This window comes from Parabacteroides sp. 20_3, from assembly GCF_964238835.1.
Taxonomy (GTDB): domain Bacteria; phylum Bacteroidota; class Bacteroidia; order Bacteroidales; family Tannerellaceae; genus Parabacteroides; species Parabacteroides distasonis.
Genome location: NZ_CAXSNO010000006.1, coordinates 180,118 through 203,667 on the forward strand (window position 1 = coordinate 180,118; position 23,550 = coordinate 203,667).

General features: G+C 49.7%; 19 protein-coding genes. 11 read left to right on the forward strand and 8 right to left on the reverse strand.

All coding sequences use genetic code 11. The features are described 5' to 3' along the window. Position 1: 1 nt before the first annotated feature. The 8 genes from uvrB to ACESPU_RS13850 all read right to left on the reverse strand — a co-directional run bounded on the left by uvrB (position 2) and on the right by ACESPU_RS13850 (position 12,279). Positions 2–2,023, reverse strand: coding sequence for an excinuclease ABC subunit UvrB (uvrB, locus tag ACESPU_RS13815; RefSeq protein WP_008774064.1), 2,022 nt, complete (start codon positions 2,021–2,023; stop codon positions 2–4). A gap of 3 nt (positions 2,024–2,026) precedes the next feature. Continuing rightward, positions 2,027–2,221, reverse strand: coding sequence for a PspC domain-containing protein (locus tag ACESPU_RS13820; protein WP_008774065.1), 195 nt, complete (start codon positions 2,219–2,221; stop codon positions 2,027–2,029). 50 nt (positions 2,222–2,271) lie between these two features. Continuing rightward, the gene (locus ACESPU_RS13825; RefSeq protein ID WP_373133443.1) at positions 2,272–4,917 is read right to left on the reverse strand and encodes a DUF5916 domain-containing protein; all 2,646 of its coding nucleotides are present in this window, start codon (positions 4,915–4,917) and stop codon (positions 2,272–2,274) included. 232 nt (positions 4,918–5,149) lie between these two features. After that, complete coding sequence (locus ACESPU_RS13830; protein WP_373133445.1) at positions 5,150–6,592, reverse strand: efflux transporter outer membrane subunit; 1,443 nt, start codon at positions 6,590–6,592, stop codon at positions 5,150–5,152. Next, positions 6,582–9,740 (reverse strand): efflux RND transporter permease subunit, encoded by a 3,159-nt coding sequence (locus ACESPU_RS13835; protein ID WP_044544720.1) that lies wholly within the window; start codon positions 9,738–9,740, stop codon positions 6,582–6,584. The genes ACESPU_RS13830 and ACESPU_RS13835 overlap by 11 nt, the downstream gene beginning before the upstream one ends. Positions 9,741–9,745: 5 nt before the next feature. Beyond that, positions 9,746–10,909 (reverse strand): efflux RND transporter periplasmic adaptor subunit, encoded by a 1,164-nt coding sequence (locus ACESPU_RS13840; protein WP_009018558.1) that lies wholly within the window; start codon positions 10,907–10,909, stop codon positions 9,746–9,748. Positions 10,910–10,999: 90 nt separating this feature from the next. After that, positions 11,000–11,380: a hypothetical protein gene (locus ACESPU_RS13845; protein ID WP_008774070.1), complete on the reverse strand. Its 381-nt coding sequence runs from the start codon at positions 11,378–11,380 to the stop codon at positions 11,000–11,002. Between the two features lie 167 nt (positions 11,381–11,547). Continuing rightward, a complete protein-coding gene (locus tag ACESPU_RS13850) occupies positions 11,548–12,279 on the reverse strand; it encodes a copper homeostasis protein CutC (protein WP_005861801.1) in 732 nt (243 codons plus the stop codon). Positions 12,280–12,656: 377 nt separating this feature from the next. Here ACESPU_RS13850 and atpD point away from each other — a divergent pair, with 377 nt between their 5' ends. The 11 genes from atpD (at position 12,657) to thrA (ending at position 23,548) form a co-directional block, all read left to right on the forward strand. Then, entirely contained in the window at positions 12,657–14,174 is a 1,518-nt protein-coding gene (gene atpD / locus ACESPU_RS13855) for a F0F1 ATP synthase subunit beta (RefSeq protein ID WP_008774072.1), read from the forward strand. Between the two features lie 5 nt (positions 14,175–14,179). Then, positions 14,180–14,413: an ATP synthase F1 subunit epsilon gene (gene atpC, locus ACESPU_RS13860; RefSeq protein WP_005861798.1), complete on the forward strand. Its 234-nt coding sequence runs from the start codon at positions 14,180–14,182 to the stop codon at positions 14,411–14,413. Positions 14,414–14,425: 12 nt separating this feature from the next. Continuing rightward, on the forward strand, positions 14,426–14,857 hold the full coding sequence (locus tag ACESPU_RS13865) for a hypothetical protein (RefSeq protein WP_008774073.1): 432 nt from the start codon (positions 14,426–14,428) through the stop codon (positions 14,855–14,857). Beyond that, positions 14,835–15,884 (forward strand): F0F1 ATP synthase subunit A, encoded by a 1,050-nt coding sequence (gene atpB / locus ACESPU_RS13870; RefSeq protein WP_158533042.1) that lies wholly within the window; start codon positions 14,835–14,837, stop codon positions 15,882–15,884. Before ACESPU_RS13865 ends, atpB begins: the two co-directional genes overlap by 23 nt. 62 nt (positions 15,885–15,946) lie before the next feature. Further along, positions 15,947–16,201 (forward strand): ATP synthase F0 subunit C, encoded by a 255-nt coding sequence (gene atpE, locus ACESPU_RS13875; protein ID WP_005861792.1) that lies wholly within the window; start codon positions 15,947–15,949, stop codon positions 16,199–16,201. A 14-nt stretch (positions 16,202–16,215) separates the two neighbouring features. Continuing rightward, positions 16,216–16,716 (forward strand): F0F1 ATP synthase subunit B, encoded by a 501-nt coding sequence (gene atpF / locus ACESPU_RS13880; RefSeq protein WP_005861790.1) that lies wholly within the window; start codon positions 16,216–16,218, stop codon positions 16,714–16,716. A 3-nt stretch (positions 16,717–16,719) separates the two neighbouring features. Further along, entirely contained in the window at positions 16,720–17,262 is a 543-nt protein-coding gene (locus ACESPU_RS13885) for a F0F1 ATP synthase subunit delta (RefSeq protein ID WP_005865923.1), read from the forward strand. A 12-nt stretch (positions 17,263–17,274) separates the two neighbouring features. Next, the gene (gene atpA / locus ACESPU_RS13890; RefSeq protein WP_005861786.1) at positions 17,275–18,852 is read left to right on the forward strand and encodes a F0F1 ATP synthase subunit alpha; all 1,578 of its coding nucleotides are present in this window, start codon (positions 17,275–17,277) and stop codon (positions 18,850–18,852) included. Continuing rightward, on the forward strand, positions 18,840–19,703 hold the full coding sequence (locus ACESPU_RS13895; protein WP_005865919.1) for a F0F1 ATP synthase subunit gamma: 864 nt from the start codon (positions 18,840–18,842) through the stop codon (positions 19,701–19,703). The genes atpA and ACESPU_RS13895 overlap by 13 nt, the downstream gene beginning before the upstream one ends. Positions 19,704–19,858: 155 nt before the next feature. Then, the gene (locus ACESPU_RS13900; protein ID WP_005861782.1) at positions 19,859–20,824 is read left to right on the forward strand and encodes a DMT family transporter; all 966 of its coding nucleotides are present in this window, start codon (positions 19,859–19,861) and stop codon (positions 20,822–20,824) included. A 282-nt stretch (positions 20,825–21,106) separates the two neighbouring features. Then, complete coding sequence (gene thrA / locus ACESPU_RS13905) at positions 21,107–23,548, forward strand: bifunctional aspartate kinase/homoserine dehydrogenase I (RefSeq protein WP_005861780.1); 2,442 nt, start codon at positions 21,107–21,109, stop codon at positions 23,546–23,548. Positions 23,549–23,550 lie beyond the last annotated feature (2 nt).

Sequence of the window (23,550 nt, forward strand, 5' to 3'; positions counted from 1 at the left end):
GCTAATCCTTTTTCGTTTTCAGTAAATCCTCCAATTTCACCAGCTCGTCACGGAATTGGGCAGCCTCGATGAAATCCAGTTTCTTCGCCGCCTCTGTCATCTGTTTGCGAGTCCGCTCGATCGCCTTCTCAAGCTGCGTACGATTCATGTATTGCACGACCGGGTCCGCTACCAAGCTTGGTTCCGGCTCTATATAAGCGTAAGGCTCCGCCGTTTGTTGTTTCTCGGCAAGCATGGATACACTGTTTTTCATGACTTGCTTCGGAGTAATGCCATGCGCCTCGTTATAAGCCATCTGTTTCTCCCGCCGGCGATTGGTCTCGTCCATGGTCTGTCGCATACTCGCCGTGATCTTATCGGCATAGAAGATAACCTTTCCGTTCACGTTTCGGGCGGCACGTCCGGCTGTCTGCGTCAAGGATCGGTGGGAACGCAAAAAGCCTTCCTTATCCGCATCCAAGATAGCGACCAACGAGACTTCCGGTAAGTCCAGCCCCTCGCGTAGCAGGTTGACACCGATCAGCACGTCAAACAGGCCATTCCGCAGGTCGTCCATAATCTGTACCCGCTCCAAGGTATCTACATCGCTATGTATATAGTTACATCGTACCCCCATGCGGGTCATATAAGTAGTCAGTTCCTCCGCCATACGCTTGGTCAAGGTAGTCACCAAGACCCGCTCGTTTTTCGCCGAGCGTTGCGTGATCTCCTCCATCAAGTCATCGATTTGGTTTAATGAAGGGCGAACATCGATAATCGGGTCCAGCAGGCCTGTCGGACGTATCACCTGCTCCACCACCACTCCCTCGCTCTTTATCAACTCGTAATCGGCGGGAGTAGCGCTCACATAAATGCCTAGAGGCGTCAACGACTCGAACTCATCGAAGGTAAGCGGACGGTTATCCATCGCCGAGGGCAAACGGAAACCATACTCCACCAAGTTTTTCTTCCGGGCATAATCCCCGCCATACATCGCACGAATCTGCGGGATCGTCACATGGCTCTCGTCTACGACAAGCATGAAGTCTTTCGGGAAATAATCCAACAAGCAGAAAGGACGATCTCCCGCCGCACGTCCGTCGAAATAACGGGAATAGTTCTCGATACCCGAGCAATGCCCTAGCTCCCGGATCATTTCCAGATCAAAAGTGACACGTTCATACAGGCGTTTCGCCTCAAAGGGCTTACCGATCTCCTTCAAGAGATTCACCTGCGTACCCAAATCCACATCGATCTGGCCAATCGCCATATTAATACGATCTTGGGTGGTCACGAATAAATTAGTAGGATAAATATTCAACTCATCCTGCTCATCATACTCCTCGCCTGTCAACGGATTGAAAGAGGAGATACGGTCTATCTCATCATCCCAGAACTCGATACGATACGCCATACCGTCGAAAGTCTCGATCGCTGGGAAGATATCCACCGTATCGCCATTCACACGGAAACAGCCGCTTTTGAACTCCAGCTTATTATTCACGTACAGGGCGTCTACAAACCGGCGCAACAACTTATCCCGGTCGATACGCATACCCCGTTCCAGATGTGTCACTTTCTCGGCGAAAGCCGTAGGATCCGCCATACCATACAAGCAGGATACGGATGAGACCACGATCACATCCTTACGACCCGACAATAAGGAAGCCGTAGCCCTCAAACGCAGCTTATCGATCTCCTCATTGATCGCCAAGTCTTTCTCTATATAGGTATCGGTAGAAGGTAGATAGGCCTCCGGTTGGTAATAATCATAATAAGAGACAAAGTACTCTACCGCGTTATTGGGGAAAAACGCTTTAAACTCACTGTACAACTGAGCGGCAAGCGTCTTATTATGACTGAGTATCAAGGTTGGTCTCTGAACTTCCTTTATCACGTTAGCGATCGTAAACGTCTTACCGGAACCGGTAACACCCAAAAGAGTTTGGAAAGGGACACCACTCTTGATCCCTTCCGACAACGCCGCAATCGCCTCGGGTTGGTCACCCGTGGGACTGAACGAAGACGATATTTCAAAATTCATCCTTTACCCGATCTGTTGTTTAGGCATTACCAACCACAAGATAACGTATAACAGTCCGCCGAATCCAGCGAAGAAAACCATCAATACCCACACGATCCGTACGATCGTCGGATCGATATCCAAGTATTCCGCAAGACCGGCACAAACGCCACCTATCATCTTATTATTCGAACGAGTCAATCTTTTCTTCTCTTCCATATCTTATTATATCTTTATCAATATACAAAACTAATGAATCTCACTCATATTTACAAGTTGAACCAATAATTCATTTTGATCATGAACGTATTTGTAGCGGGGAGTCCCCACATACGATCCAGATTACTTCCCCAGCCGGAGGAATACCAATTGTCCCGGTTGGACATCCGGTGTTCCCATACGAAATAAAGCGTGGAGCCGGGCAAGTATTCCCAGCGGGCTACCAAGTTGGAACGAAACTCGTTAAACCTAAAATCCGGGTTCCTGAAAGGCATCTGCCCAGCTCCCTCCCCGATGGTATAGACTCCATCCGCATAAGTCAAATGATCCGGATCAATACGTTGGAAACGGTTCTCAAAGGTATGCGACTTCGTATCCGCCGCTAATTTAAAATCATCGTATTTAGCAATGGAGGTGAACGGGGCGCCATAGAATTGAATGGAAATATCGGGGGTCACGTTCACTTGTAATTTCAGCGTGAGGCCATAGGTCTTCTGATCCATGTGGCCCATGACATAATAATAAGGGGTCAAGCTACTCGAGCTAAGCGGACTCGTCGTAGCCACATATTGCATCTCATCCGTATTCCACGCATAATCCAGTTGCCCGGACAAATAGACATGGTTTCCCAAGCGGAATGTCAAGCTCGGCGAGATCGTATTGAAGCGATTTCCCTCGAAATTATGATCGCCCTCGTATTTGAGCATGAACATCATTCGTTTCGCCTTATCGGTATTGAACTTAGCGGAAGTTAAGAAATAAGAACCGAAGCGAACATCCGGTCCCCCTCGCAGCAAGCGGCTATCCAGCCAATTCCAAGCAAAGGTTTCCTTGACATCCCATTCATACCGGTTCATCGTCATACTTTGCCAACGCAAGGAAGCGTTGTTGCTAAAAGGAGTACCGCCGTAATTCCACATATTCTTTTGGGACAGGGTAAAGGCGTTGTACCGGAATATCTTCCAGATATCGGTCTGCCGATACATGATCTCCGTCTCATTCATCAGATAATCTGTCTCCTTCATATATCCCATATCATTCAAGTCGAAACCGGGTGACGACCAAGTGAAGGTCTCCGAGAAGTTCCATTTGGCGTTTCCTTTCCGTCCCACTTTCACATAACCGCCCGTTCCGGTCAGGGAGCGACGGGTAGGATCCACCCCCAGATAATCGGCGGAGGAAGCCCTTTGATAATAATGCGCCACGCTATTCTGCAAGGCCGTGATCGCCCCGGCGCTACCATGCAAAGAACTCAACATTCCCTTTACATCTATATAATAAAGGCGATTCTTGAAATACTGGGTAAAATCAATACCCGCCGTGAAAGCGTTACGCACCATAAAATCTTCCAGATAAGGCTGATCCAAGGCACGGTTTACCGAAGTCACCATACCGCCCAGCAAGGTATTCCCCTTCCAGTTCTTTTGCACACGGGCCACGGTATAGTTTGTCAAAGGCTCCACGACTTCCACATCCTCCACCCCGTTACGGGTAACCTTGGAGGAGGAACGTGCCGTTACACTCTCGATCACTCCGATCGTCAAGCCCCGTTTATTCGTACCCGTCAGTTTCAAAGCACCAATAATCGGCACATTCTCTTTCGTCTCGGCATAACTACCTACGTTGTCTATACCCCGTGGCGTATAAGAGGGAGAGGCGCCGATCCTACGGGTATAAAACATCATATCGCTACCGTTCGCGAAATCCAAGATATGTTTTCCTTCCAAGAAGAAGGGGCGTTTCTCATCGTAAAACGTCTCGTAAGCCGTAAGGTTCATTACGGAGGGGTCCAACTCCACTTGTCCGTAATCCGGATTGATCGTCATATCCAACGTATAATCCGAGAGGGCGAACTTAGCGTCCAAGCCCACGTTTCCTCCCCAGCTATGCCCTTTTTGATAAGGGCTGCCATCTATCCGGGGTTCCTGCCTGTATTTACCCATTACATACGGCAAGAACTCGATGCCGCGAGGCTTGGGAACAGAGTCCATGCCGCTCATGTTTCCGAACGAAAAGACATGTCCATTATTCTTCAAGGGAATCATGCTCCAATTTTGCACCTCGTTATTCCTACGTATGATACGGCGTACGTGCAAGCCCCAAACGCCATCCTCCGATTGCTGGTTATAGCGCAACTGGCTGAACGGGATACGCAGCTCGGCGGTCCAACTGGAATCCGCCCGATCAATATGCGTCCGGCCCTCCCAAACGGCGTTCCAGCTCTTATTGACATCCAACTTGTCGGTAACGATTAAATCGGTCTTATTCCCTCCCAGATTGATATTAAATTCCGGCGCCGCCCGATAATCATGGTAGGTGTCGAAAGCGACGCTGATCAAATCGCCCAGACTATTATCATCCCGGTTCCCGATAAAACGATTCATCTTATCCGGTACGGCGTCCTTACAATACACGCCTATATAGATATATTTATCATCATAGAAAAGTTTCACCCGGGTCGGAGATTGGGTGATCGCCCGCTCATAGGGGATAATCTGTACGAAACGATCCGACCATTCGCCTTGCTTTGTCCAAAAGTCCTCATCCAGCTTACCGTCGATCGTAGGTTTCACTCCCGATACTTTCCGAATATTATAGGTACGCTTATAAGCTTTCTCAAAAGGGACGATCGAATCTTGCTGAGCTTTGCACAACAACGAGATTCCTAAAAACACGAGTAGAGTCAGATATTTCATAATGGTCTAGACTATAAGATAACAATAAGCCTCAAAGATACACACTTCTTTTCAGAAAAGAACACATCTTCCTTAGATTTATCGCAACGAAGCCGAAGGCATACGATATCAAGTACTCACTGCAACCCGTATTGCAGTAGTACCGCGACGCACGTGCAGCGCTACTGCAACCGGCGTGCAGTAACACTGCAATGCGGGTTGCAGTAAAATAACAATAGCGTCACGATAAAAATCAACAACCGCCTCCCAACGCCCGATACAGCAATATCTTCTTCCGGCATAAATCGGTGACGATATCGATATGCTCCAGCTCGCTATCCAGATAACGCTCCTCGGCGGAAAGAACCTCCAAGAAACCGGTATAGCTTAATTGGAACATCTCGCCGGCATTCACCACGGAACGTTGGTGGGCAAGGGATTCTTTCTCTTTCAAGCGGATACGCTCCGTTTGGGTCTGGCTGGCGCAATAGAGATCGAGCACCTCGGTGTAAGCGTTCAAAGCGGTCTCGTGGTATTGGGATAAAGCGATACGCTGGGAAGCCTTCGCCTCGTTCCACATCGAACGGATCTCATTGCGACGGAAGATAGGAGCCGTGATACCCGCCGCCAAGTCGTACACCAAAGAGGCCGGCGAATGAAACCACTTACCCACATCAAACGCATTGAAACCGCCACTGGCGCCAAGCACCAACGAGGGATAGAAAGCTGCCTTCGCCGCTATCACATCCGCCTTGGAGGCGATCAACCCCATCTCGGCGGAACGTACATCCGGACGCAATGTCAAGAGGTTCGCTGGAATCCCTTCCGACAAGGGAATCGGCAACTTACGCAACTCATCGAATCCCATCCGGCGAATCTCGAAGGGGAAAACACCCAACAGGCAGGCGATCGCCCGCTCCTTCTCACCGATCAACTGATCGTTTTCCAGCAACTTACTCTCGATCGACAGCACACGGGCATAAAACTGATCGACCGCCAACTGCGTCTCCGCCCCTTCCTTCTTCAACTGGCGGGTCAGCTCATGGGAACGACGGGCACTGGCCAGCGCGTTCCGCAACACCTCCTTACGCCGGTCCAAGCCGATCAACTCATAATATTGAATCGCCAAATCGGAGATCAACATCGACTGGGCAAAACGGGTAGCCTCCACGGAAGCCATCCAGCGAGCGGCGGCGGCCTGCTTCTTCCGGGTCAGTTTGCCCCAGATATCCGCTTCCCATTGAAAGCTCAAGCTCAAGCCGAAATCCCGGTAAGGGTCCGGTATATGCTTATCTTTTGGCAAAGAAGGCACGTTCGTCTCGCTATTCCCCACACCATCCATCGTATATTCACCGAAACGGTTCACGGAGGCTCCGATGTTCAAATTCACGTCCGGCAGCAAAAGCCCTTTCGCCCGCTGCAAGGCCGCGCGGCTCATGGCGATGCGCTCCATGCTCTGCCGGAAGGAATGGTTATTGCGTAAAGCCACATCCACATAGCCTCGCAATAAGGTATCTTGGAAAAAGACATCCCACGACAGCGGTTTCACGAACGTAGTGTCGTTCATTCCCATCTCGCCGGATTCCGGAAGCGAGATCCGCTCGTCCATCGATAGCTCGGGAGTCTTACAACCGGCCAAAGCAATCAGAGCCAAGGCGCAGCCTATCATTATATATCTCATCTTATCAATACACATACTCGTCTTCTTTAATTTGCTCTTTCTCTTTTCTCTTTTTAAAATAAGTAGCCAGTGACTCGAAGATCACGTAAAGCCCCGGGATCAAGAAGATACCGACAAACGTACCGATCAACATACCTCCGGCCGCCGCCGTACCGATCGAACGGTTCCCCAAGGCACCGGCTCCCGAGGCGATCGTCAACGGAATCAAGCCACTAATAAAAGCGAAGGAGGTCATCAAGATCGGGCGCAAACGACTGGTAGCCCCTTGAATAGCGGCCCCCATCACGCTGATACCTTCCTTACGGCACTGGTTCGCCACCTCGATAATCAAGATCGCGTTCTTTCCCAGCAAACCAATCAACATCACCAACGCCACCTGCGCATAGATGTTATTCTCCAGACCTACCACGTACAGCAAGAAGAACGAGCCGAACACACCCGCCGGAAGCGACAGGATGACCGGAAGCGGAAGCAATAAGCTCTCGTATTGGGCGGCAAGCAACAGATAGACGAATGCCAAACAAATAGCGAAAATTACCAACGTTTGCCCACCGGACTCTTTCTCCTCCTTCGCCACACCGGACCATTCGGTATCATAACCACGGGGCAATACCTCGGAAGCGATCTCCTCAACAGCCGCCAAAGCCTCACCCGAGCTGACACCCGGGGCGGCCTCGCCGGTAATCATGGCCGAGGTAAACAGGTTGTAACGGGTAATCTGGCTCGGGCCATACACACGCTCCATCGTCATGAAGTTGGAGTAAGGCACCATATTCCCCTCCTTATTCTTAGCATACAGGCTGAACAAATCCTCCGGATTCATACGATACTCCGGCGCCGCTTGCAACATGACCTTATACATCTGGCCGAAACGGACGAAGTTGGAGGAGTAGAAGCTACCTACATAGGATTGCAAGGTTTCCATGGACTCGTTCACGTTGATGCCTAGCTTAGCCGCCTTCGCCAAATCCACCCGGAGCAGATATTGCGGGAAATTCGGGTTGAAGCCGGAAGTGACACCGGTCAGGCGAGGATCAGCGTTCAGCTTCGCCACGAAGTTCTTGGCGACCTCATCCAGCTCGGCGAACGTACCGGCGGTCTTATCTTGCAGACGAAGCTCGAAGCCACTCGCATTACCGAATCCCGGAACCGTAGGCGGCAGGAAGAACTGGATGTCCGCATCCTTGATATGGGCGACACGATCGGCGTACACGCTCATCAACTCCGCCGCCGTCTGCTCCCGTTGATCCCAAGGGGTCAGGTTAATCATACCCATACCGAAGCTGGCACCCTCCGTCTCGGTCATCAAGCTATAGCCGGCCAAGGTAGAGATCGTCTCCACCTCTTCCAACGGCAACAAAGCCGCTTGCACCTTGTTCAAGGCAGCTTCCGAACGCTCCAAGGTAGCTCCGGGAGGCGCATCTACGTTCACATAGATCATACCTTGGTCCTCGTTCGGGATAAAGCCGGAAGGCAACACGAACGTCATGCCCCACGTGGCCAGACAGAAAAGGATCAAGGTTGCGTACGTCAGCATCCGACGGTTCAAGAACCATCTTAAATTCAAGCGGTAACGACGCTCCAAGAAATCATAACGGCTATTGAACCCATCAAAGAAACGAGCCAGCAGATTTTTCTTTTTCTTCTTCGAGTGGGATACCGGTTTCAGCAACAAGGCGCAAAGAGCCGGAGACAACGTCAAGGCGTTCACGCCGGAGATCACGATCGCCACGGCAAGCGTCAACGAGAACTGGCGATAGAAGATACCCACCGTACCATCCATGAAACCGACCGGGATAAACACGGCGGACATCACCAGCGTAATAGCGATAATCGCCCCTCCGATCTCACCGATCGCTTTTTTCGTCGCCTTCAACGGGGGCAGCTTCTCGTTGTGCATCTTCACGTGGACCGCCTCTACCACCACAATCGCGTTATCCACCACGATACCGATAGCGAGCACCAAGGCAAACAAAGTCAGCATATTGATCGAGAAACCCAGCATCTGCATAAAGAAGAACGTACCGATCAACGATACCGGAACGGCGATAGCGGGTATCAGCGTAGACCGGAAATCCTGCAAGAAAAGATACACCACGACAAATACCAAGATAAACGCCTCCAGCAAGGTCTTGAGCACGACCGATATGGAAGCGTCCAAGAAACGGGATACGTCGTACGAGATATTATATTCCATACCCGGGGCAAACGTCGTTTCCTTCAATTCCTCCATCTTCGCCTTGATCTGCTGGATCACCTCACGGGCATTCGAGCCCGGACGCTGCTTGATCATGATAGAGGCCGAGGGCTTTCCGTCCGTCATGGAGATCATATTATAATCCTCGGAATCAAACTCGATCGTAGCCACGTCTTTCAAGCGAAGCACGGAACCGTCCGGCAGGGCTTTCAAGACGATCTCGCCATATTCCTCCGGCGTGCTGAACTTACCGCTATATTGCAAGACGTATTGCAATTGCTGCGGGATCTTGTCGGAGCTGATACCCGTCTTACCCGGCGCCGCCTCGATATTCTGCGAGCGGATCGCCTCCGTAACCTCTTGCGGCGACATATTATAAGCTGCCAATCGGTTTGGGTTCAGCCATACACGCATCGCATAGTCGCGGCTACCCATGATCTCCACGAATCCCACGCCGTCGATACGCTTCAACTCACGCAAGATATTGATATCGGCAAAGTTATATACGAATTTCTCCGTATGGGTACTATCCGAGCTCATGATGTTCAAGTACATCAACATACTGTTCACCTCCTTCTCCGTGATCACGCCGGCACGGATCACCTCTTCCGGAAGCTCATCCAGCACGGTGGTCACACGGTTCTGCACATTCACGGAAGCTACGTCCGGGTCGGTACCGACCTTGAAATAGATCGTAGTCAAGGACATACCGTCGTTCGTACAAACAGAGGTCATATAGGTCATTCCGGGCACGCCGTTGATGGCACGCTCCAGCGGGGTCGCCACCGTTTTCGCCATCACATCGGCGTTCGCTCCGGTATAACGGGCGGTAACGGTAACGGATGGGGGCACGATATCAGGGAATTGGGTGATCGGCAAAGAGTTGATCGCCAGCAATCCCAAGAAGACAATTACCACCGAGATCACGCCCGATAAGATAGGGCGTCTGATAAATATTTCAAACATAGGGCTTACTTATTATTCTCGATTTCGTTAGACGATTCCAATTGGCGATGGATCGTGGCTCCATCTACCATATCGGGATTGATAGTCATGCCGTCCGTGATCATCTGAACACCCTCGTAGACGATAACGGTCTGGTCCGGCAAATCCTGTGTCACGTAATAAGAACCGTGGCGGGCCAACGGCTCGAAGCTGCGTACGCTCACCTTTCCATCTTCCGCTACCGTATATACATAGGTGAAATCCTGAATCTCGAAAGTGGATTGCTGGGGAACCAAGACCACGTTCTCCATCTTGGTCAGCATCCGGATCTTGCCGGATACGCCATGTCGCAGCAAACGTTCCGGGTTCGCAAAACGGGCACGGAAAGCGATCGATCCGGTACCCCGCTCAAAGTCGCCCTCCACGGTCTCTACCTTCCCTTTATACCGATAGGTGGATTGGTCGGAAAGGATCAGTTCCAGATTATTATACTCCGGCTGGTCGATACCGCTCAACTGCGTCCGTTTATATTCCAGATACTCCTTCTCGTTGATCTTGAAATAAGCGAACATATCCGATACGTCCGTCAAGGAGGTCAATAAGCTGCTCGGCGTAACCAAACTTCCCACCTTAAAGGGGATGCGGTCCACGTATCCCTCGAAAGGAGCCGTGATCGTCGTGTACGAGAAATTAGTCTCCGCACGTTGCAAACGGGATTTGGCCTGTTGCACCTGCAAGCGTGCCACATCCGCCTCGGCCATCGCCTGCTCCAGACGGATCGGCGAGATGATATCTTTCTCCACCAAACGCTTGATGCGGTCTACCTCTACCTCCGCCATCTTCAACTCGGCTTGGGCCTGTTTGTGATTGGCTTGCGCCTCTTTCACCTCCTCGTACAATTCCGCCGAGGAAAGCTTGAAAAGCACCTGCCCTTTCTTCACGTGCTCGCCCTCGTCCACAAGGACGGCCTCCACGAATCCTTCCACTTTAGGTTTCACCTCTACGAACTGTACGGCTTGTACATCCGCTACATACGACTGCGGCACCTCGATCGTGGTCGTGGTTAACCGCATCACCGGTGTATGATCTTTCTTCCCGGACTTTTTCTCCCGGTTTTGGCTACAAGATACCCATACACAAGCCGTTAAGCATAGTAAGGGTAAATAGTTAGAAAACAATTTTATCCTCATAAAACTTATAGATTTATAATTATTTGAATACGACGAAAAGCACATAGGCGAATCACCCCATGCGCGACAATAAGAAACAGGTAAGTTCTGCTAAATCAGATAGGAACAGAACCAAACGAAATTCTGTGCTTTGTGTAGGTTATAAAATAAAGGAAGCTTGGCGCATTGCCGTAGTTCCAAGGAATGAATTAATTCATGTAAATCCAGAATCGTAAACAAGTCCCATATCAAATCGATCTCCAAGGCTCGGATTTGCACTTGCTCCTGACGTACCGTTCGCAAGGAGGCGTTATCGTCAAAATCCAACAACACATCGGGTGCCTCTTTATCGACTATTTCCATCGAGGTAGTGGTAATATTCTCCGGAAAGAAATCGCTTCCAATGGAATAAAACTGTAACAGCACCAACATGATCATAAGCATGATACGCTGGTGAAGCCCAAAACGATTATTCACTGTTACATTTAGCATCTTTTATCTAATGGAGGCGCAAAGATAAACAATCTTTTTGGGAAGAAAAAACATTTCACCCGCATACGAGTATTGGTATCGCCCCACGCCGGTATAGGCATGAGGCGATGCCGGTATAGGCGTAGGGCTACACCAATACCGACACAGGCTCACGCCTATACCGGCACTTAAATATATGCCTTTACCTTCTCCCGATCCGTTTGCACCGTCTCGAATTCGGAGGACACGATACTGCTTCCCATCGGGACATTCTCATTGCGGTATTCCATTTTACTATATACGATACTTCGGGCGGACGTATGAAACTCTTTCGCTCCTGTCTCCGCCTCTATTTTCCCGATATTATTCTCACGTACGCCACATCCCGGCATGATGATGATCCGTCCGTCCGCACGTTTCACCAGCTCGGCGATCAAGGGGATTCCTTTCACGGCATCCGATTGCTGGCCGGAGGTCAAGATACGGTCGCATCCCAACTCGATTAGCTGCTCCAACGCAGTGAATGGGTCCCGGCAAACATCGAAAGCACGATGACAAGTTACGGACAGAGGTTTTGCCGCCTCGATCAAGCGCCGCATCAAGGGTACATCGATATCCCCGTCTTTCGTAAGACAGCCGAAAACGACGCCATGCACTTTTAGCTCCTTGCACAGTTCTATATCCAATAGCATGGATTGCACCTCGGCTTCCGTATACAAGAAATCACCGCCTCTCGGACGGATAATCACATTGATATCGATCTTGGAAGTCAGAGCCTTCGCCGTCTTGATCTCTCCATAACTAGGTGTAGTTCCCCCTTCGGGTATCCCGGCGCAAAGCTCTACACGGGTAGCGCCTCCCGCCTCCGCCTCCACACAGCTCTGGGCGGAGTTTGCGCATATCTCAATAATTCGTTTCATGTTTATTTAGTATTGTTGACGTACAAAATTACATAAATATCACCACTTGCTCAACAGAACCACAAATAACTATCCGATACCATTAAAAACACCCCTATTATGGATTAACAAAATAAAACAGAACTGTCACCTTTACTATCAAAAAGGTAGCAAATTCGTATCTCCTTATCTATCTATGCCTTAGAAATTTGACTATAGCTTTCTGATTCGTCCAAATAAGAAACAAATTGGTCTATTTCGGAACTATAGCTAAATAGTTTAAAGTTTAACTAATCTCAAAAAGACACAAAAAGTTCTATTTTCAAGGATCGAAACGCCATAAAACGTAATATTGCAACGACATTTTAATAGGTTAAGATAAATAACAAATAGGCTTTATGGGAGAAATAAAAGGCTATATCTCACAGGTTATCGGCCCGGTAGTGGATATCCACTTTGATTATGGGACAGAAGAAACAGTAACCCTCCCCCGTATCCACGACGCCATGGAGATTTCCCGCCCGAACGGAAAGATCTTGATCGTCGAAGTTCAGCAACACATCGGGGAAAACACCGTCCGTACCGTAGCGATGGATACGACCGACGGATTGAGACGAGGCATGGAGGCCATGTCATACGGAATGCCCATCACCATGCCGACCGGCGACCAAGTCAAAGGACGTTTAATGAATGTCACAGGCGACCCTATCGACGGCATGGCCCAGCTTACTAAAGACGGGGCTCTTCCCATCCATCGTGAGCCTCCTAAATTCGAGGATCTGACAACGACCCAAGAGGTCCTGTACACGGGTATTAAAGTAATCGATTTATTGGAACCTTACGCCAAAGGAGGTAAGATCGGACTTTTCGGAGGAGCCGGAGTGGGCAAAACGGTATTGATCATGGAATTGATCAACAACATCGCAAAGAAAAACAACGGATTCTCCGTCTTCGCCGGTGTGGGTGAACGTACACGTGAAGGAAATGACCTATTGCGTGAAATGATCCAATCCGGTGTCATCCGATACGGCGAGGAGTTTAAGAAGAGTATGGAGGCAGGCAACTGGGACTTGTCGAAGATCGATTACGATGAATTGGCTAAGTCTCAAGCTACCTTGGTATTCGGGCAGATGAACGAACCGCCGGGCGCCCGCTCGTCCGTAGCCTTATCCGGTTTGACGATCGCCGAATCCTTCCGTGACAAAGCCTCTGAGGGAGAAAGAAAAGATATATTATTCTTCATCGATAATATCTTCCGTTTCACCCAAGCCGGTTCCGAGGTTTCCGCCTTGCTGGGGCGTATGCCTTCCGCCGTAGGTTACCAACCGACATTGGCCACGGAAATGGGAGCTATGCAAGAGCGTATCACTTCAACCAAGAAGGGCTCCATCACCTCCGTACAGGCGGTGTATGTTCCTGCCGATGACTTGACGGACCCGGCTCCGGCGACTACCTTTACGCACTTGGACGCAACAACCGTCCTCAGCCGCAAGATCACGGAACTCGGTATCTATCCGGCCGTAGACCCGCTGGAATCCACCTCCCGCATCCTTGATCCGCTGATCGTAGGCAAGGAGCATTACGACACAGCGCAACGGGTAAAACAAATCCTGCAACGGAACAAGGAACTTCAAGATATCATATCCATCCTCGGTATGGAAGAACTTTCCGACGAGGACAGGCTAACGGTCAACCGGGCCCGCCGTGTACAACGTTTTCTGTCCCAGCCCTTCTCCGTGGCGGAACAATTCACTGGCGTACCCGGTGTCATGGTCTCTATAGAGGATACGATCCGGGGATTCAAGATGATCATGGACGGGGAAACGGATGACATACCCGAACAGGCATTCTTAAACGTAGGAACCATCGAGGATGTCTTGGAGAAGGCCAAGCAGCTGAAAGAACAAGCAAATTAATCGATATGAAACTGGAAATTGTATCACCGGACGGCATTCTTTTCGAAGGCGAGACCGAATCTGTCTCATTCCCGGGAGTTGCCGGTTCATTCGATATCTTGCCTCATCACGCCCCATTGATAGCAGCGTTGAAGGCGGGTACGATCCGGTTCGAGGCAAACGGCAAAAGACAAGAACAAACGATACAAAGCGGATTCGTAGAGGTAAAAGACGACATCCTATCCGTTTGCGTCGAATAAAAACATACGACAATGAATGGCAGATTAAAAATGAGGTTAATGGGTTTGATCACGTTTATCAACGTGGCAATAGGCGTTTCATTGGGTGGTTTATTATATACCATCTGGCCGGAACACTATTTCTCGTGGTATCCGTCCATTCCCTTCTTTTACTGGGTCATGGCCATGGCGATGACTTTCTTCCTAGACCGGGTAAAAAGGAAAAACGGAGATGTGACCGTAACCATGTACATGCTAGTCCGGTTGTGTAAGTTCACGCTCGCTTTCGTCTTCTTATGGATGTACGCGGCGTTTGTCGGGCAACAATTAAAGACATTTGGTTTCACGTTGATGTTATTCTATTTCATTTACCTCGGACTGGAGACTTACATTTTATATCTGTTTGAAAAGAAAAGAATGAAAAGAGAGAAAAGGGAAAAGGATGATGAGTACAATCAAAGATAACAAATACATATGGATCGCTTTCTGGATGTGGCTCAGCTTTCTCGCCCCGGCAAAAGCGGCGTCCGGCGAGATAGACGTGCAGGATATCGTCTTCTCCCACATTCAAGACGCCTATACATGGCATATCACGGAATGGAACGGACAAGAGATCGCAATTCCCCTGCCTATCTTGGTAAAAAGCGAGGAAAGAGGATGGGATTTATTCCTGTCATCCCATCTACATCAAGGCCGGACGCATCACAATTATTATATCGCCGGGGAAGGTGAGCATGCGGGAAAGGTTGTTGAGAAGAACAGTGCCGGAGAAGAGGTTCGCCCGATGGATTTCTCATTGACCAAGAATGTTTGCGGACTGTTCCTCAGTTGCGGTCTCTTGCTTTTCATCGTTCTCCGAACCGCCCATTGGTATAAAAAGCACCCGAACGAGGCGCCGGGCGGATTTATCGGATTGATGGAAATGGCCATCTCCTACATACAAGACGGGGTGATCAAAGAGGCGATCGGAAAAGAATATAAGCCGTTCTCGTCCTATTTGCTGACGGTATTTTTCTTTATCTTGATCAACAACCTGATCGGAATCATACCTATTTTCCCGGGAGGCGCTAATATTACGGGAAATATAGCGGTAACAGGCGTATTGGCACTTTGTACGTTTATAGCGGTCAACCTGTTCGCCACGAAAGCGTACTGGAAAGAGATCTTTTGGCCCAAAGCGCCGATCTACTTGAAACTGCCCTTGCCGATCATGCCGTTCGTGGAGTTCTTCGGGGTATTCACCAAGCCGTTCGCGTTGATGATCCGTCTGTTCGCCAACATCATGGCGGGCCATACGATTATCTTGGCGCTAACCTGTTTGATATTCATAACGGCAACCATGGGAGTAGCCGTGAATTTCGGTATGACGATCGTATCCGTCTTGTTCTGTGCGTTCATGAACTGTCTGGAATTGTTAGTGGCTTGCTTGCAAGCTTATATTTTCACCCTGCTGTCGGCCAACTATATCGGATTGGCCAAGGTAAGGGAATAAATCCAAAGAAATTAAGGTATTAGAATTATATTATTAAGGTTACTAATTTAAAATTAAACACTATGTTATCGACTATTTTATTACAAGCGGCAGCCGGGATGGGCGTAGCGAAGATGGGAGCCACTATAGGAGCGGGATTCGCCGCCATAGGTGCAGGTATCGGAATCGGATTGATCGGTAAAGGTGCCGTTGAAGCTATTGGACGCCAGCCGTCGGCCGCAGGAGAGATCCGTACCTCGATGTTGATTATGGGAGCGTTGGTAGAAGGTGTGGCATTGTTCGCTATTGTCGTATGTTTCTTAGCGTTGTTCCAATAAAAAAGTAACAAACTATGTCTTTATTAACACCGGATTCAGGGCTTCTATTCTGGATGATCGTTTCATTCGGGATTGTCTTCGTGATCCTTTCCAAATACGGTTTTCCCGTGATCGTCAAGGCAATCGAACAACGGAAAGCTTACATTGACAATTCCTTAGAGACGGCACGTCAGGCGAATGAGCGACTTGCCCATATCCAAGCCGAGGGCGAGAAGATGCTAGCCGAGGCCAAGGAAAAGCAAAACGCCGTCCTGAAGGAAGCCTTTGCCGAAAAGGAGCGGATCATCGAGGAGGCACGTAAAAAGGCCGTCTCCGAGGCACATCTGCAGATAGAGGAGGCTACCCGGCGTATCCGCGAAGAAAAAGAGAAAGCTATTCGCGAAGTCCGCTCGGAGATAGCGGATCTGTCTATCGCTATCGCAGAGAAAGTAATGAAAGAGAAAATCGGCCGGGATAAGGAACAACAACAGATGATCGACCGGCTGCTGGATGAGGTATCGTTTAGTAAATCGTAAGGTATGGATATAGGAACTATTTCTTCCCGGTATGCCAAGGCGCTTTTCTCCCTAGCGAAAGACAAGGGACAGGAAAGCCGGGTATATGATGATATGAAGATGTTGGCGGACAGCTTCTCGATGGAGCCGGAGCTTAGGGGTGCCTTGAGCAACCCGATCGTTTCCGTACCGGAGAAAGTGAAATTGCTTACGGCGGCGGGGGGTATCGAGGTATGCGAGCTATATACACGTTTTATCAATCTGGTATTAGCCCATAAACGGGAGACACTACTGCCCTTCATCGCATACATTTATATCCATTTGTACCGGAAAGAGAAGAAGATTACCCGGGTACGATTCGACACAGCCGTAACGGTAGACGATGCGGTCAAGTCTCACCTGCAAGACAAGCTGCGGAAAGAGACGGGATGCACGATCGAGTTCTCCGGCCACGTGGAACCGGAACTAATCGGGGGCTTCCGCCTACGCATCGGCAATTACCGGATAGACGCCAGCTATGCGACGCAACTACGGGATATCCGTACCGGGCTACTCGAAAACAGATAAAAAAGAAGAAGTATGACAGAACAGATAAAAGTGAGTGAAGTCTCCTCCATCCTGCGCCAGCAATTGGAAGGAATCCATACCAGCATCAAGCTGGAGGAGGTCGGGACCGTATTGCAGGTGAGTGACGGCGTGGCCCGCATCTACGGGCTGGATAATGCGGAGGCGAACGAGTTGCTTCAATTCGATAACGGGATGGAAGCGATCGTGATGAACTTGGAGGAAGATAATGTAGGCGCCGTCCTTTTAGGTCCGACCGACCAAATCAAGGAGGGCGACACCGTAAAACGCACGGGCCGTATCGCCTCTATCGATGTCAGCGAGGGGATGATCGGACGTGTGATCGATCCGTTGGGAAACCCGATCGACGGGAAAGGCGAGATCCTTGGCGAGACTTGCGAGATGCCGCTTGAGCGCAAGGCTCCGGGCGTGATCTTCCGTCAGCCGGTAAACGAGCCTTTGCAAACCGGTATCAAGGCCGTAGACGCTATGATCCCTATCGGAAGGGGACAACGTGAGTTGATCATCGGCGACCGGCAGACGGGAAAGACCTCGATCGCTATCGATACCATCATCAACCAACGTAGCAACTACGAGGCAGGGAACCCGGTTTACTGTATTTACGTGGCGATCGGGCAAAAGGGTTCCACGGTAGCGGCCTTGGTGAACACCTTGCAAGAGAAAGGCGCCATGGACTATACGATTGTCGTAAGTGCGACCGCCTCCGACCCGGCAGCCATGCAATATTTCGCCCCGTTCGCCGGAGCGGCCATCGGAGAGTACTTCCGGGATAGCGGACGACACGCCTTGGTGGTCTACGACGATCTGTCCAAGCAAGCGGTCGCCTACCGTGAGGTTTCCTTAATCCTTCGCCGCCCTTCCGGGCGTGAGGCGTACCCGGGTGATATCTTTTACCTGCACTCCCGCCTATTGGAACGTGCCGCCAAGATCATCAACCAGCCGGAGGTAGCCCGTGAGATGAACGATCTCCCCGAAAGCATGAGAGACAAGGTGAAAGGCGGTGGCTCCTTGACCGCTTTACCGATCATCGAGACTCAGGCGGGAGACGTATCGGCTTATATCCCGACCAACGTGATCTCTATCACCGACGGACAGATATTCCTTGAGACCGATTTATTCAACCAAGGGAACCGCCCGGCTATCAATGTCGGAATCTCCGTTTCCCGTGTAGGCGGTAACGCACAATTAAAGGCGATGAAAAAGGTAGCGGGTACCTTGAAAATCGATCAGGCTCAGTTCCGTGAATTGGAATCATTTTCCAAGTTCGGGGGCGAGATGGATGCCGTCACCGCTTTCACGATCGATAAGGGGCAGAAGAATACCCAGTTACTGATACAGCCTCAATATAGCCCGATGCCGGTGGAAGAGCAAATCTCGATCCTTTATTGCGGAACGCAAGGTCTGCTGAAAGAGGTTCCATTGGACAAGGTGCATGAGTTCGAGGCAAGGTTCTTGCAAGAATTACGGACTTCTCATCAACGGGACGTACTGGATGTCTTAAAGACCGGCGTTATCAATGATGAGATACGAGGCATATTGGAAAAAACAGCGAAGGAGCTATGGGTTCATTGAAAGAAATAAAAGTCCGGATCGCCTCTATACGGAGTACGCAGAAGATCACCGCCGCCATGAAAATGGTATCGTCGGCCAAGTTTCATCATGCCCAGACGCAAACCGAGCACACACTTACATATGCTAATAAACTATCCGCTATCTTAAACGGTCTTCTTTCGGCGGAATGCGACCTAGACTCACCTTACACCGAACAGCGTAAGGTGAGCAAGGTGGCTATCGCCGTATTCGCCTCGAGCACGGGTTTATGCGGGACATTCAATGCCAATATATGGAAAGAGTTATCCGCCACGATCCAGACTTATAAGAACCAGCAAATAGAGGTAGGCCTCTACCCTATCGGCAAGAAAATAGCGGATGAGCTTCATAAAGCGGGGTATAGCTTCGACACTGATTTCGTCACGATCGGCGAAAAGCCGTCTTATGAAAGCGCCGTATCCTTGGCGAACCGTCTCATGGAGCTGTTCGTCACGGGTAAAGCGGACCGGGTGGAATTACTGTATCACCATTTCAAGAACATGGCGACACAAGTCGTAACCCACAAGACGTATCTTCCCCTTTCCCTCTCGGATACGGAAGCGGCGGAAACGGCCACCGACTACATCCTTGAGCCCTCGGCGGAAGAGTTGCGTAACCGGCTTTTCCCGAAATTGCTGAACCTAACCATCTATACGATCCTACTCGACACCTCGACCGCCGAGCACGCCGCCCGTATGATGGCTATGCAGACCGCCAACGACAATGCGAACGATTTAATCCAACAATTAACTTTGCAATATAATAAAACCCGCCAGCAAGCCATCACCAACGAATTGCTGGATATCATGGGAGGAGCGGCCGTTTCATCGTAATAAAAACGGGATGCATCCTTGACTAAACAGACAATGATCCGTATGTAAAACACTTTACTAACGGATCATTTCTTATTTACAAAAAAAAGTAAGACCTTTGCTCACCAAAACATAAGCCTATATACATTATATTATACCAATCTAGGATCGTACTCATGATGAATCAAGAAAAGCTAAAAGGGCATCTCCTTATTTTAGCGGCCAACATCCTGTTCGCCATTAATATGCCCGTATCCAAATATCTACTCCCCGAGCATGTGCAACCCGAGGCGTTAACCAGTATGCGGATGAGCTTCGCTTGCGTGATGTTCTGGATCACCTCCCTATTCGTTCCCTATGAGAAAGTGCCGTTGAAGGACTTGGGACTTCTATGCCTTTGCGCCCTTTGCGGAGTAGGCTTGAACCAAGGGCTGTTTATCTGGGGATTGAATACCACGTCGCCGGTAGACGCTTCCATCATAGCGACCGCCGTCCCCATCTTTGTCATGATCTTGGCGGCCCTGATCCTAAAGGAACCTATCACACGGATGAAAACGTTCGGGGTACTGCTTGGTATATGCGGGGCGATCTCCTTAATACTACAATCCACGCAAGGTTCCAATCAAGCGAGCAGTCTAGGGGGAAACCTCTTGATTACGGTTAGCGGATTCATGTACTCGATCTATTTGGTAGTATCCAAGCCACTAACACTCAAGTACTCATCCGTCACGATGATGAAATGGATGTTCCTGTTCTCCACGCTGATTACCCTGCCTTTCGCTATCGAGTCCATCTGGAATACCCCGGCTTTCCATAAAGAGGTCTTCGACGGCCAAGAGCTGGGAGCCATTTTCTTCGTGCTATTCGGGGCCACGTTCGTACCCTATTTATTAATACCGCTGGCCTTAAAGCGAATCCGCCCGACTACCGTCAGCATGTACAATTATATCCAACCGATCGTAGCTTCCTTTATCGCCGTATTCATCGGTCAGGATAGTTTTAGCGTAACGAAACTAGTATCGGCCGCACTTGTTTTCTCCGGCGTCTATTTAGTGACCCAAAGCAAGAGCCGGGCGGACCTTGAACAACAAAATAGTCAATCTTTTAGCAAAAACGCTTGCAATATGAAAAATAATGCGTAATATTGCCCCCATAATATAAAAGAATAAGTAGCATACAAAATCAATGATGAGTGTAGAGTCCTCATATTATACATGGGCATTGATGACCCCTTGGGGGGTTAGAATCTATTAATAAGCATTCGCGTAGACCACGTCACGCTATGTCGCAATCTCGTATTGCATCCTTTTTTATTTCTCCTTTTACATAAATAAGTTTAATCAATCGGTTATTGTCGGTTGCTAATCATGAAAAAGCCTTTTTTTGATTGTCAATCCTCGATGAACCATTAAAAATACATATCGATGAAAGTATTAAAATTCGGCGGAACATCCGTAGGTTCCGTGAATAGTATCTTAAGTGTAAAGAAAATAGTAGAGGCTATCGAAGAGCCCGTAATCGTGGTTGTCTCCGCCTTAGGGGGCATCACCGATAAATTACTGGCCACTTCTACCATGGCTTCTAAAGGCGACCTTGCCTACGAGAAAGAATTATCGGAGATCATCGCCCGCCATCTGGACGTGATCGAGGGAGTGATAGAGGACAAGGAGGTACGCATGGATGTCCAGAAGAAAGTGATGGCTTTACTGGATGAATTGAGCAATATTTTCAAAGGTGTTTATTTGATTAACGATTTATCCGCCAAGACATCCGATACGATCGTAAGCTATGGCGAGCGCCTATCTTCCCTGATCGTCTCGAACGTGATCAAGGACGCTAAGTTGTTCGACTCACGCAAATATATCAAGACAGTCAAGCAATTCAACAAGCATATCGTGGATTTCGACTTGACCAACAAGCTCATAAAAGAGACCTTCTCGCCGCTGCCCAAGGTTTCCTTGGTGCCCGGATTCATCTCTTCCAGCACGGAAACCGGAGAGGTTACGAACCTCGGACGAGGGGGATCGGATTATACCGCCTCCATCTTGGCGACCGCCTTAGACGCTAACACCTTGGAGATATGGACGGACGTGGATGGTTTCATGACCGCTGATCCCCGTGTGATCAGCTCCGCCTACGTAATCGACCGGCTTACTTTCACGGAGGCGATGGAGTTGTGTAACTTCGGGGCGAAAGTAATCTATCCGCCGACGATCTATCCGGTTTATCATAAGAATATCCCGATCCGTATCTTGAATACCTTCAACCCGACCGCTCCCGGAACCTATATCTCGAAAGAGCGGGTGAAAGAGGAAGGCAAGGCCATCATCAAGGGTATCTCCTCCATCAACGATACCTGCTTGATCACGGTACAAGGTTTAGGTATGGTGGGCGTGATCGGCGTGAACTACCGGATCTTTAAGACGCTCGCCAAGAATGGCATCAGCGTATTCATGGTATCGCAGGCCAGCTCCGAGAACAACACGACTTTCGCCGTACGTAACGCCGACGCTGATTTGGCCGTACAAGTATTGAACGACGAGTTCGCCTTGGAACGTGCGCAGGGTGATATGAACGATACCGTAGCGGAGAAGGATCTGGCTACCGTCGCTATCGTAGGCGAGAACATGAAACGTACCCCGGGTATCGCCGGGAAGCTGTTTGGTACGCTGGGACGTGCGGGCATCAGCGTGATCGCTTGCGCCCAAGGCGCTTCCGAGACGAATATCTCTTTTGTTATCAAGCATAAATACCTTCGCAAGGCGTTGAACTCCATTCATGACTCTTTTTTCCTATCCGAATATAAGGTATTGAACCTTTTCATCGCCGGTGTAGGAACCGTAGGCGGCAATTTATTGGAACAGATACGCATCCAGCAACCGAAACTGATGCGGCAAAACGGTTTGAAGCTGAATGTTGTAGGTATCTCAAACTCCAAGAAAGCCCTTTTATGCCGGGAAGGGATCAACCTCGACAATTATCTGGAGGAGCTGAAGGAGAACGGGGAAGAGAGCAACCCGGAGCATCTGTGCGAAGAGATCGTAAAGATGAATATCTTCAACTCCGTATTCGTGGATTGCACGGCAAGCCCGGACGTGGCGGCTCTTTACGAGACGTTGATGAACAATAACGTATCCGTCGTGGCGGCTAATAAAGAAGCGGCCTCCTCCTCCTACGATAATTATACCAAGCTCAAGGAGACCGCCCGCCACCGAGACATCAAGTTCTTGTTCGAGACGAACGTAGGCGCCGGCCTCCCGATCATCAATACGATGAACGATTTGATCAATAGCGGCGACCATATATTGAAACTGGAGGCCGTACTTTCCGGTACGCTGAATTATATCTTTAATACGATCAGCGCCGATATTCCTTTCAGCGAGGCGATCCATATGGCAAAGGAAGCCGGATACGCCGAGCCGGACCCACGTATCGACCTTAGCGGCAAAGACGTAATCCGTAAGCTGGTTATCTTGGCCCGTGAGGCCGGTTATCCGGTGGAGCAAGCCGACGTAAAACGGAACCTGTTCATCCCGGAAAAGTACTTCGAGGGTTCCCTTGAGGACTTCTGGAAGAATATCAAGGATACAGATGCCGGTTTCGAGGAGAAACGCCAGCTACTGGAAGCGGAAGGCAAACGCTTCCGTTTCGTAGCGAAGATGGAGAACGGCGCTTGCGAGGTAGGCCTACAAGCCGTAGACAGCCACCATCCGTTCTATGAACTGGAGGGCAGCAACAATATTATCATGATCTCCACCGAGAGATATCATGAATATCCAATGATCATCAAGGGATATGGTGCCGGAGCCGACGTGACAGCCGCAGGCGTATTCGCCGACATCATATCCATTGCTAATATTCGATAGGT